The organism is Virgibacillus sp. AGTR (assembly GCF_016919725.2).
In the GTDB taxonomy this organism is placed as follows: domain Bacteria; phylum Bacillota; class Bacilli; order Bacillales; family Amphibacillaceae; genus Virgibacillus; species Virgibacillus salarius.
Genome location: NZ_JAJERH010000026.1, coordinates 39,345 through 51,925 on the forward strand (window position 1 = coordinate 39,345; position 12,581 = coordinate 51,925).

Below are 12,581 nucleotides of genomic sequence, written 5' to 3' on the forward strand. Positions count from 1 at the left end.
AAGCGAAATAGACAAAATAAATTGTTGACATTAAAATTGATATCTTGTTATAATAAATAGTTTTATTTGACTATTGTACAAGTTTATGGTATGCTAAATCCAGTGAGGTGGAGTATAGTGGCGAAAACATTAATCGAAATAAAGCAAGGTCTTGAAGGTCATGTTGGTAAACGGTTAAAGCTTAGAGCGAACGGCGGCAGAAGGAAAACAATTGAGCGGTCGGGAATATTAGCAGAAACGTATCCTTCTGTGTTTATTGTTGAGCTTGACCAAGAAGAAAATGCATTCGAACGTGTTTCATACAGCTATGCAGACGTTTTAACAGAAACAGTGGAACTTAGTTTTACAGACGAACGTACCATTGCTTCCGTGCTTGAGCAGTAGCCCTTAGGTTTACTGCTTTTATTTTATAGATTTATAACTGAATTATCTGTAATTTTGATGAACTACTTATACGAAGGTAGTTTGACTTTCCATTTAAATTTTTCCTTTTTTGTATACATATAACGCGAATTAAACAACGAATCTGCTACAAACTATAAATGTCGTAAGGTAAGACTCATCATACGAAGGGAGTTGTTCTTTCATGGCTAATCGACGTGGAATAATGTCAGACCATTTGAAAGAAGAAATCGCCAAAGAGTTAGGATTTTACGACACGGTGCAGCAGGAAGGTTGGGGCGGTATCAAGGCTAGAGATGCTGGTAATATGGTTAAGCGAGCCATTGAAATTGCTGAAGCAAACATGCAACAAAAAGGCAGATCCTAAAGGGTTTGCCTTTTTGTGTTTTGGCGGGACTTGTACCTGCTTGTAGTCGCCTCCAATTATGTAATATGTTACAATTTTAATATCTATCTACAAGAAGGGTGACGGGTGATGGTGCTTTATGAGAAAGCCCCTGCGAAGATTAACTTATCGCTTGATGTGTTAAGTAAGAGAGATGATGGTTATCACAACGTTGAAATGATTATGACGTCAATAGACTTGTCTGACCGTATCGAATTATTTGAATTGAATCAGGACAGAATAGAGATCTCGTTGGAAAGTAGATTTGTGCCAAGCGATGAACGGAACTTAGCGTATAAAGCTGCAGATGCAATTAAGCGGAAATACGGAATTCGTAGAGGGGTTCATATCAAAATTGAGAAAAGCATACCCGTTTCAGCAGGATTAGGAGGAGGGAGCACAGATGCTGCAGCTGTTCTAAGAGGTTTAAACAGGCTTTGGTCACTACATATACCGATGGATGAACTAGCAAATTTAGGCGCGACACTTGGAACAGATGTACCATTCTGTGTCTATGGTAAGACCGCGCTAGCTAGTGGGCGAGGAGAAGTGATTAATGCCCTACCAGCGCCTCCGCCATGCTGGGTCATTTTAGCCAAGCCAGACATAGGTGTGTCATCTAGAACCATTTTTCAGCGAATTATCGTGGATGAACTTGCTCATCAGCAAACACAAGGAGTGATCCAAGCGTTAAGAGCAAATGATTTTGAGCTGCTTTGCAGAAGTACAGGAAATAATTTAGAAGCAATTACTGTACAATTATACCCTGAAGTGCAACGGATCAAAGATGCAATGAGACAAGCAGGAGCCTCAGGTGTATTAATGAGCGGAAGTGGGCCTACTGTATATGGTCTAGTTGAGCAAGAAAGCAAGGCAAAAAGAATTTATAACGGTATGCGCGGATTTTGTGATGAAGTATATTTTGTACGTCTTTTAGGTTAAATATTGATAAAACACATATGATAATGGTATATTAAAGGGAAATATTCGGTTTTGAGGTGTAGTTATGAAAAGAAGTAATCGTTTAGTCGCGTTGACTAATTATTTTCTTGAGAATCCAAGATTGCATAAACAGTTACCTTATTTCGTAAATAGGTTAGAAACAACGAAGGCTTCAGTAAGCGAAGATATGGATATTATTGATGCTGTATTTCGTAATGAAGGATTGGGTTATTTGCAACGGACCACCGGAGCTGGTGGTGGTGTGAAGTATATCCCAGAGTATTTACATGAAAAGAGTGAAGCATTCATTCATGAAATGTGTCACCAGTTAGCGGATCCGGTACGAATTTTGCCTGGTGGTTACCTTTACATGAGTGACCTCTTAGGTAATCCGAAAACAGTAAGAGAAATAGGTCGGGTTTTTGCTTCTGCATTTTCGCAGATGGAAATTGATGTTGTTGTCACGGTTGCTACAAAAGGTATTCCTTTAGCCTACTCGGTGGCTTCTTTTCTTGACGTCCCTGTAGTAATTGTGCGAAGAGACCCCAAAGTAACCGAAGGGTCATCCGTTAGTATAAATTATGTATCTGGCTCCTCAAGAAAGATTCAAACAATGGTTCTTCCAAAACGGAGCTTGGAAGAAGGTGCAAATGTCTGCATTATTGATGATTTCATGAAGGCTGGTGGAACAATTACTGGAATGATTAACTTATTAGAAGAATTCAATGCTCAAGTGAAGGCAATAGGTGTATTGGCTGAGGCGGACGATGAAGAAGAAGAAAGGGTTGTAGAAAATTATACTTCCTTAATTAAAATATCAAATGTCGATCTTAAAGCTAAAAGCATTGAGGTTCATCCTGGTAATTTTGTAGAAATAGGCGATCGTAAGTAAGGCAAAAACACCTGTTTTTTCCATCCATTTGAAAATATTTTATTTTTTTTAATAATTTAGCAGGATTTTAAATAGTTTTGTTGAACTAGATAATATAGATTCAAATGGGAAAAGGTGGTGATACATCATGGAAGTAACTGACGTTAGATTGCGCCGCGTTAATACGGAAGGAAGAATGCGAGCGATTGCATCGATTACTTTGGATCAAGAATTTGTAGTTCATGATATCCGTGTTATTGATGGGAATAATGGACTATTCGTTGCTATGCCATCCAAACGAACACCGGATGGGGAGTTTAGAGACATTGCACATCCTATAAATTCTGGGACACGTGCTAAGATTCAAGATGCTGTATTAGAAGAATACCATCGTGCAGGAGAAGCTGAAGTGGAGTATGAAGAAGCTGGAGCTTCCTAATATGCACACAATATTTGGGATGCAACTAGAGGTCTAATCTACATCAGGTTAGCCTTCTTTTTTTGTAGTCTAGAAAATTTTAAAAGTAGCCCATGTGGATAAATATGGACGTGTTGAGCCGCGTCCAGCTCCAGCGCCCAGAAACTAGGCAACTTCACGAATCGCCCTACGATAAGAAAACTCACCGTGATTCCTTTATCTCCGTTGACTCGCTCCAGTCGCTGCGTTTCTAATCGGAGGCTTGCGACTTTTGTTCTTTTGCAAGCGATTTAGTAATGTTTTTGTGTCTAAAAAAATATAATTTTATTTGCTAACTAGCGCAAAGCCTCCTTTTTCGCTCGAATCGTTTTTGTGCTTTTGTCTACTTAAGCTTATTAGAATGAATCGAATCGCTCTGTATCTTTCTTGAGACGTGCATAAAGGCGGTAAGTATGGAAAGTTTTACATTACCGAGGACCTTGTTTTATACGCTTTATCTATTGAAATGAAAAGGGTTTTAAGATAATATTCATTATGGATAAATCGAATTGATGGAGGTTTCCTTATGACGAAGCGATATGCTGTTGTTTTAGCAGCGGGTCAGGGTACGAGAATGAAATCTAAGCTATACAAAGTACTCCATCCCGTAGCAGGTCGTCCAATGGTAAAGCATGTCATTGATCAGATAAACACAGTGAAGCTAGATGAAATTGTTACAGTAGTAGGCTTTGGTGCAGATATGGTTAAAGAGCAAATTGGCGACGAAAGTAAATTTGTTATTCAAGAAGAGCAATTAGGAACGGGGCATGCAGTGCTCCAAGCAGAGGATTTATTAAAAGAAAATGAAGGAACAACACTAGTAGTTTGCGGAGATACCCCTTTAATAACGAGCGAAACGTATCAAGCACTATTTGACCATCATGAGCAGACAGGTGCTAAAGCAACTGTATTAACCGCAAAAGCTCCAAATCCATATGGCTATGGTAGAGTTATTCGCAATGCGGTTGATGAAGTAGAAAGAATCGTAGAACAAAAAGATGCCACCGAAAAAGAACTACTCGTTGATGAAATTAATACAGGTACATATTGTTTTGATAATCAAGCACTATTTCAGGCGCTGCAAAATGTGTCCAATGATAACGCACAAGGTGAATACTATTTACCGGATGTTATCGAAATCCTTCAAAAACAGGGTGATAAGGTCAGTGCATTTATGACAGCTAGTTTTGAGGAAACACTAGGAGTAAATGACCGTATAGCCTTAGCAGAAGCAGAAAAAACCATGAAACAACGCATTAATGAAAAGCACTTACGAAATGGCGTAGCGATAATCGATCCGGATAATACGTATATTGAACCAGATGTAGAGATAGAGCCGGATACCATCATCCATCCTGGAACGATATTAAAGGGTGATACGGTTATAAAAGGCAATGCAGAAATTGGACCACATTCAGAAGTTACGAATTGTTACGTGGGGAATGGGACTGTTATTAAACAAAGTGTTGCTAGTGATAGTAAGATTGGTAATCATGTCAAAATTGGGCCATTTGCACATATTCGTCCAGAAAGCTCCATAGGTGATCAAGCAAAAGTTGGAAATTTTGTAGAGATTAAGAAGACCGATTTAGCTGAGAAGAGTAAAGTATCACATTTAAGCTATATTGGTGACGCAAAAGTTGGCAGCAATGTCAATATTGGTTGTGGTACAATAACAGTAAACTATGATGGAAAGCATAAATATTTGACGACGATAGAAGATGATGCATTTATTGGATGTAATTCTAATCTAATTGCTCCAGTTACTGTCGGAAAAGGATCCTATGTGGCGGCTGGTTCAACAATTACTAAAGATGTACCGGAAGATTCTTTGTCTGTAGCTAGAGCTAGACAAACGAATAAAGAAGGATATGCGTCAAAAATTAAAAACAGACAAAAAGACTAACGGAGGGTTCTAACTCATGGCATCTACTTACAAAGATACATCTTTGAAAGTGTTCACATTAAATTCTAATCCTAAACTTGCTGAAGATATTGCGGAGCATATTGGTACAATGCTTGGTAAATGTACTGTATCTCGCTTTAGTGATGGTGAAATTCAGATCAACATCGAAGAAAGTGTACGTGGTTGTGATGTATACGTTGTACAATCTACATGTTCCCCGGTAAATCAGCATATTATGGAGTTATTAATTATGATTGACGCTTTGAAGCGAGCGTCTGCTAAATCCATAAATATTGTAATGCCATATTATGGATATGCTAGACAAGATCGTAAGGCTCGTTCTCGTGAACCGATTGCTGCTAAGCTTGTTGCAAATCTATTAGAAACGTCTGGTGCCGATCGTGTCATTACATTGGATTTACATGCTCCACAAATCCAAGGATTTTTTGATATCCCTATAGATCACCTACAAGGTGTTCCTATTCTGTCTGATTATTTTGAAGCGAAGAGCTTAGAAGATATTATTATTATGTCTCCAGATCACGGTGGAGTTACACGTGCTCGTAAAATGGCTGATCGACTAAAAGCGCCAATAGGTATTATTGATAAACGTAGACCTCGCCCTAACGTTGCCGAGGTTATGAATATCGTTGGTAATATTGAAGGCAAGACAGCTATTCTAATAGACGATATTATTGATACAGCAGGAACTATTACACTTGCTGCAAATGCATTGGTAGAAAATGGTGCTAAAGCGGTATATGCGTGTTGTACACATCCAGTATTATCTGGTCCAGCGATTGAACGTATTAATGACTCTAAAATCAAGGAACTTGTTATTACGAATTCGATTCCTTTACCAGAGGACAAGCAGCTTAATAAAATTACTCAGTTATCGGTTGCGCCGTTAATTGGCGAGGCAATTATTCGTGTCCACGAATTGCAATCAGTAAGTATCTTATTCGATTAAATGTTTAGATATTGCATTTAATGGGTATTCTCTATATGAATGTTTTTTTATAGACAACTGCATGAATTACACAGACAAAGTAGAAAAGAAGAAAGGGCTTATAACTAAAAGCCTAGGATTTTTCTAATAACTTGGAGGGTGATGTACGTGGCAGTTAAATTAGAAGCAACATTACGAGAGGATCTTACTAAATCGGCAACAAAGGAAATACGAAATAGTGGTAGAGTACCAGCTGTTATCTACGGAAAAGAAAAGGATTCGGAATCCATATCTGTAGATAGCATTGAATTAATAAAGACGGTTCGAGATGAAGGGAAAAATGCTATTATTACGCTAAATGTGGAAAACAATAAATCGGTAGATGTTATGTTACACGATTACCAAATTGATCCATTGAAGGACGAGCTAATTCATGCAGACTTTTATATCGTTAATATGGCTGAAGAGATGGATGTTGAGGTTGCGCTTCGTTTAGAAGGTGAAGCTCAAGGGACAAAAGATGGTGGCGTACTTCAACAGCCAATGTATGAGTTACAAGTTCGAGCAAAACCTGGAAATATTCCAGAGGAAATTATCGTGGATATTACAGACCTTAAGATTGGAGATAGCATATCTGTCTCGGATATAACGATTAAAGGAAATTACGAAGTACTTGAAGATAGTGACACTACGATTGCAACGGTATTGGCTCCTGACACATTGGAAGATGTGGAAGAGGCTCCAGATGAGAATGCTGAGCCTAAATTAGTAGGTGCTGAAGATGATGCAGATGCAAAAAAGGAATAAAGCAACCATTCCATCATTGATGGTTTTACTTCCCGTTCATATGGGATAAACATGTAAATTATATAACAATGAGTGACTCCCTCCTGTACAGGAGGGTTTGTTGTATTGTATGATACTTTCTAGGAAAGATTTTCTGATAAAGGAAGAAGCAAATGAAATGTATAATTGGATTAGGTAACCCTGGTAAGAAATATAATGGTACAAGGCATAATGTTGGGTTCATGGTCATTGATGAATTACTTCATCGTCATTCATGGAAGTTGAATAAGTCCAAGTATAAGGGTGATTATACGATTGTTCACTTGGACGGAGAAAAGGTATTGCTCCTAGAACCACAGACCTTTATGAACCTATCCGGCGATGCTGTTAGACCATTAATGGATTATTATGATATAAAACTAGAAGATATATTAATTATCTATGATGATTTAGATTTACCTGTTGGGAAAATCCGGTTACGTCAAAAAGGCGGACATGGCGGACATAATGGTATTCGTTCCATTATCGATCATTTAGGTACAAAAGATTTTAAACGGATCAGAATAGGTGTAGGAAGGCCAACGTCTTCTGTTTCAGTTGTAGATTATGTTCTTAGTAATTTTTCAAAGGGAGAATCAGAAGCTGTATCTGACAGTATTGGAAGAGCCGCGGATGCATGTGAAGCATGGCTAAGCGCCTCGTTTTCGCAGGTAATGAATGAATATAATCAATGATGCTTTCATAGGATAGGATACATACATTCATATAGCAACGGGAGCTTTTATTTATTGTATAAGATAAGCGTTTTTCGGATAAACTTTTAATATGAGTTGAAAGTTATTCGAGGAGGTTCCCAGTTTGTCTATTGTGTATACTTGCAAACACTGCGGTCAGGAAATAGGAAGACTGAAACAGCAGGTAGTTGATACATCTATGCTGGGTTTGGATCAATTGACAGCAAAGGAAAAAGAAGAGATGATCACATATAAGTCAAATGGTGATGTGCAGATTGAAGCTATTTGTGAAAATTGTGAAGATGCCTTAGGACATCATCCACATTACCATGAGCTAGATTTTTTTATTCAGTAATATAACCAGCAAAGGCTTTGGTGTAATAACCAAGGCATTTTTGCGCTTCTTTCACAGATATAGTTATTGAGGCTTTGATCGTTTCTTTTAGTTTGAAAGAGAATGATAGAAAAGGATTTGGTCCATAGGGTGTATTTGTCCATATTATCGTGGATAACTCACTTTGACTTTATCAGCTATGAAAGATGTAGAATGTCATGTAAGAATGAATATTAGGATAGGTTAAAGGTAAGTAAGCCAATGCGCTTTTAGCACACCCTATGTACGTGGAGGTTTAGTAATGAAAGGTATTCAAAATTATTTACAATCAAAAGATGATATAAAATCGATTATACATGGAATTTCTAGTGGAATGGAAGAGCAACTTGTTGCCGGTCTGTCTGGCTCGGCGAGAAGTCTATTGGTTTCTATCATTCATACTTCAATTCATAAACCGGTATTATTAGTTACACATCAATTAGTTCAAGCGCAACAGTTATATGATGACCTCACAGCTTTTATGGGAGATGATGATGTGCATCTCTATCCGGTGAATGAATTAATTGCTTCAGAGATTGCAATAGCAAGTCCTGAATTACGTAGTCAGAGAATTGAATCCTTAACCGCTTGGACGAAGAAGAAATCTGGTATATTAATTGCTCCTGTTGCTGCTTTGAAGCGTATACTACCTCCGCCAGAATATTGGAGTAATTATCAGCTGCCATTTACAGTTGGGGAGGATATTGATGTAGAACAATATCTTAATTCGATGGTAGATATGGGTTATGAACGAGTATCGATGGTAACAACTCCTGGAGAATTTAGCAGGCGTGGTGGAATTATTGATATTTACCCAATAACCGAACAACATCCAATTCGAATTGAGTTGTTTGATGAAGAAATCGATTCTATTCGATATTTTGATGCAGATACCCAACGTTCACTGGATAAATTACAGGAAATAATAATTGGACCGGCAACAGAGCTACTTTTATCACAATCTGATATCCATGCTGGAGGGGAGCGTCTTGAGGAAGCGCTTTCCAAAACGTTGAAATCGTTGAAATCTAAAGAGTCAAAAGAAAAACTATTAGAGGTCATGGAGAGGGATATTGAGCGCTTAAAGAACTTAGAGCACTTTCCGGAAATGTATAAATACATCGGCTATCTTTACAAAAACCCTGCTAGTTTACTAGATTATATGCCGAGTGATGGACAAATCATACTTGATGAGATGAGCCGTATACAGGAGACAGCGGTGCACCTGGATTCGGAGGAGGCTGATTGGTACAGTAGTTTGTTGGAGTCCAATCAGATGGTGAAGGACAGTATATTTTCATTCGATTGGCATACGATTTGGTCAAATATGAAGCAGCCACGTTTATATATGTCCGTATTTTTACGCCATATTCCAAACACACAACCGCAAAATATTATTAATTTGTCTTCAAGACCTATGCAAGAATTTCATGGGCAAATGCATTTATTTAAAAATGAGTTAAAGCGCTGGGAAAAAGGTGAGTATTCGGTTGTCGTATTAGCTCCCGATTCTAAGCGTGCAGAAAAAATTCATTCCATTTTCATGGATTATGATATCGATGTGGGGTTAGCCAGTGATTTACAGCTTCCTGTAGACAAACCTACAATAGCTACAGGGAATATTACGAGTGGTATTGAGTTACCGATGCATAAATTGGTGCTTATTACAGAACAGGAATTATTTAAAAAGCGTACCAAGCGAGCTCGAAAACAGCAAAAAATTTCGAATGCCGAACGAATCAAGAATTATCAGGAGTTAAAGGTTGGCGATTATGTTGTTCATGCGAACCATGGAATTGGGAAATATTTAGGCATTGAAACGTTGCAAGTAAATGATCTTCATAAGGATTATATGCTTATCAAGTATTCTGGTGATGATAAGCTTTTTGTGCCAATAGATCAAATTGATCAAGTTCAAAAGTTTGTTGGTTCAGAAGGAAAAGAGCCGAAGCTGTATAAACTAGGCGGCAGTGAATGGACAAAGGTAAAGCGAAAAGTACAGTCCTCTGTTGAAGACATTGCGGATGATCTTATTAAGCTTTATGCAGAAAGAGAAGCGAAGAAGGGTTACGCATTTTCTGAGGATACTGAAATGCAGCGTGAATTTGAAGCGTCTTTTCCGTATCAAGAAACAGAAGATCAACTTCGTTGTATTGAAGAGATTAAACAAGATATGGAAAGAGAACGTCCAATGGACCGACTGCTTTGTGGTGATGTAGGGTATGGAAAAACAGAAGTAGCAATTCGTGCAGCTTTTAAAGCGATCGCGGATGGTAAACAAGTTGCTATTCTAGTTCCAACAACGATTTTGGCCCAGCAGCACTTTGAAACAATTCGCGAGCGTTTTCAGGATCATGCTATAACGATAGGGTTATTAAGTAGGTTTCGAACACGAAAGCAACAAAAAGAAACGATTGATGGATTAAGGAAAGGAACCGTGGACATCGTTATTGGTACACACCGTGTTTTATCTAAGGATGTACAATATAGTGATTTAGGCCTGTTGATTGTTGATGAAGAACAACGATTTGGTGTTAAACATAAGGAAAAAATTAAACAATTAAAAACAAATGTGGATGTGCTTACACTAACGGCTACACCTATTCCTAGGACATTGCATATGTCGATGCTAGGGGTACGGGATTTATCGGTAATCGAAACCCCGCCAGAAAATCGTTTCCCAATTCAGACATATGTAATGGAGTATAATCCAATTTTTATGCGTGAGGCAATTGAACGAGAGATGGCCCGTGGTGGTCAGGTCTTCTTCTTGTATAACCGGGTAGAGAACATAGACAAAGTAGCAAGAGACCTTGGTATGCTTGTTGACGCAAGAATTGCTGTAGCTCATGGTCAGATGAACGAATCGGAACTGGAAAATATTATTTTCGCTTTCTTAGAAGGTGAATACGATGTGCTTGTAAGTACAACCATTATCGAAACGGGAGTAGATATTCCGAATGTAAATACATTAATCGTAAATGATGCCGATCGTATGGGATTAAGTCAACTGTATCAACTAAGAGGTCGTGTAGGACGATCAAATCGAGTTGCTTATGCGTACTTTACGTATAAGAAGGATAAGGTATTAACAGAGGTTGCTGAGAAACGATTACAGGCGATTAAGGAGTTTACTGAACTTGGGTCAGGTTTTAAAATTGCTATGCGGGACTTATCTATCCGTGGAGCGGGTAATCTCCTTGGTGCACAACAGCATGGATTTATTGATTCTGTAGGCTTTGATATGTATTCGCAAATGTTAAAAGACGCCATTGATGCGCGTAAAGAAGGAAAAGAAATTGAAGAAATCACACCATTTGACACGGAGTTGGCATTGAGCATTGATGCATATATTCCTGATACGTATATTAAGGACGAGAAGCAAAAAATCGAAATATATAAACAATTTCAGTCTATTGCTTCTACAAATGACGTAGAAGATTTACGAGATGAATTGATAGATCGATTTGGCGATTATCCAGAAGAAGTAGAGCATTTATTCACAGTAACTGTACTGAAGATAGTTGCAAAGAAAGAACGTGTGGCTTCACTTAGTGAGAAAGGGAATAAAATTGAAATGCTCGTTGATGAAAATCGAAGTCAACAAATTGATGGTGCTAAATTATTTGAAATTGCTAATACATTTGGCCGTGGTGTTCAATTGGGAACAGAAAACAATAAATTGAAGATCGTGTTTAAATATACAAGGGATAACAAGCACCAACGATATGAGATTGTTGAAGATTTTATAGGTAAATTAACTAAAGCGAATCGAGATGCGTAAAATTTTGGTACTTCATGTATAGATATCCTGCTTTGCATCATACTAAAAACACACCTGGTGATTTTTACACGAAGAGATAAGATTTACTAGTGTAAAAACGAGCAGTAATCATCATTAGAAAGTGAGGCTACTTAGTATGAAAGCAACAGGAATTGTCCGTCGTATTGATGATTTAGGAAGAGTAGTAATTCCAAAAGAAATCAGAAGGACGCTACGAATTAGAGAAGGAGATCCACTAGAAATTTTTGTGGATAGAGAAGGAGAAGTAATTCTTAAAAAATATTCTCCAATTAATGAGTTAGGGCATTTTGCGAAAGAATATGCAGAAGCTTTGTTTGATTCGCTTCAGTCACCCGTAATTATTTCAGATCGTGATGAAGTCATTGCAGTTGCGGGGGAGTCAAAGAAAGATTATTTAAACAAAAGCATTGGTGCTCAGTTAGCGAAGATCATTGAAAATCGTACGCAAGTATTTGAAAAAGAAGCGAAGCAGCTAGAAGTAACAGATGGTAATGAGCAAGAGTTGAATTCTTATTGTGTTAGTCCAATTATTGCCAACGGTGACGCAATTGGCTGTGTAATGGTGTTTTCCAAAGAAGGGGATGCATTTAGTAAGGTTGAGCAAAAAGCTGTAGAAACAGCTGCAAGCTTCTTAGCTAAGCAAATGGAATAATACTTCATAAAGGATTTGGAGCGTATTCTATATTTTGTAATAGCTTGTTAAAATAGCTGGATCCTATATCTAGTAGGGAAACGTATTTCTTGATTGAAAAAGCAAGCCATCTAGCCAAAGTATATTCTTTGGTAGATGGCTTTTTTTATAAGTTAAGAAAGTATAAAATCAGCGCAATGACTGCGTTAAGCGAAGTAGTTATTTTGAAATGTTTGATGTATATTGGCAATGCTCCGACTAATTACTTCGCTTTCCGTGGGCACGACCTCAACTAACTTTGCAAAGAAGAACACGTTGCAAAGTGGATTTTCGGCTCGCG

12 protein-coding genes are annotated in these 12,581 nt (G+C 37.9%); all 12 read left to right on the forward strand.

Annotated elements, in window-relative coordinates; all coding sequences use genetic code 11:
• Window positions 1–117 precede the first annotated feature (117 nt).
• The 12 genes from veg to spoVT all read left to right on the forward strand — a co-directional run bounded on the left by veg (window position 118) and on the right by spoVT (window position 12,262).
• Window positions 118–384, forward strand: a complete 267-nt coding sequence (gene veg / locus JUJ52_RS11465) for a biofilm formation stimulator Veg (RefSeq protein WP_026680171.1) — start codon at window positions 118–120, stop codon at window positions 382–384.
• 202 nt (window positions 385–586) lie between these two features.
• On the forward strand, window positions 587–769 hold the full coding sequence (locus JUJ52_RS11470; protein WP_026680172.1) for a small, acid-soluble spore protein, alpha/beta type: 183 nt from the start codon (window positions 587–589) through the stop codon (window positions 767–769).
• Between the two features lie 108 nt (window positions 770–877).
• Window positions 878–1,729: a 4-(cytidine 5'-diphospho)-2-C-methyl-D-erythritol kinase gene (gene ispE / locus JUJ52_RS11475; protein ID WP_026680173.1), complete on the forward strand. Its 852-nt coding sequence runs from the start codon at window positions 878–880 to the stop codon at window positions 1,727–1,729.
• A gap of 64 nt (window positions 1,730–1,793) precedes the next feature.
• Window positions 1,794–2,621, forward strand: coding sequence for a pur operon repressor (gene purR / locus JUJ52_RS11480; protein WP_166530493.1), 828 nt, complete (start codon window positions 1,794–1,796; stop codon window positions 2,619–2,621).
• A 127-nt stretch (window positions 2,622–2,748) separates the two neighbouring features.
• Window positions 2,749–3,039 (forward strand): septation regulator SpoVG, encoded by a 291-nt coding sequence (gene spoVG, locus JUJ52_RS11485; protein ID WP_026680175.1) that lies wholly within the window; start codon window positions 2,749–2,751, stop codon window positions 3,037–3,039.
• A gap of 544 nt (window positions 3,040–3,583) precedes the next feature.
• Entirely contained in the window at window positions 3,584–4,963 is a 1,380-nt protein-coding gene (gene glmU / locus JUJ52_RS11490; RefSeq protein WP_205389397.1) for a bifunctional UDP-N-acetylglucosamine diphosphorylase/glucosamine-1-phosphate N-acetyltransferase GlmU, read from the forward strand.
• Between the two features lie 16 nt (window positions 4,964–4,979).
• Window positions 4,980–5,933: a ribose-phosphate diphosphokinase gene (locus tag JUJ52_RS11495; RefSeq protein ID WP_026680177.1), complete on the forward strand. Its 954-nt coding sequence runs from the start codon at window positions 4,980–4,982 to the stop codon at window positions 5,931–5,933.
• A gap of 147 nt (window positions 5,934–6,080) precedes the next feature.
• Window positions 6,081–6,719 carry a 50S ribosomal protein L25/general stress protein Ctc gene (locus JUJ52_RS11500; RefSeq protein WP_121604275.1) on the forward strand — a complete coding sequence of 213 codons (639 nt, stop codon included), beginning with the start codon at window positions 6,081–6,083 and terminating at the stop codon, window positions 6,717–6,719.
• 152 nt (window positions 6,720–6,871) lie between these two features.
• On the forward strand, window positions 6,872–7,432 hold the full coding sequence (gene pth, locus JUJ52_RS11505) for an aminoacyl-tRNA hydrolase (RefSeq protein ID WP_026680179.1): 561 nt from the start codon (window positions 6,872–6,874) through the stop codon (window positions 7,430–7,432).
• 133 nt (window positions 7,433–7,565) lie between these two features.
• The gene (gene fin / locus JUJ52_RS11510; RefSeq protein ID WP_308036030.1) at window positions 7,566–7,787 is read left to right on the forward strand and encodes an anti-sigma-F factor Fin; all 222 of its coding nucleotides are present in this window, start codon (window positions 7,566–7,568) and stop codon (window positions 7,785–7,787) included.
• 280 nt (window positions 7,788–8,067) lie between these two features.
• Window positions 8,068–11,589, forward strand: coding sequence for a transcription-repair coupling factor (mfd, locus tag JUJ52_RS11515; protein WP_026680181.1), 3,522 nt, complete (start codon window positions 8,068–8,070; stop codon window positions 11,587–11,589).
• Between the two features lie 136 nt (window positions 11,590–11,725).
• Window positions 11,726–12,262, forward strand: a complete 537-nt coding sequence (spoVT, locus tag JUJ52_RS11520; protein WP_205389398.1) for a stage V sporulation protein T — start codon at window positions 11,726–11,728, stop codon at window positions 12,260–12,262.
• Window positions 12,263–12,581 lie beyond the last annotated feature (319 nt).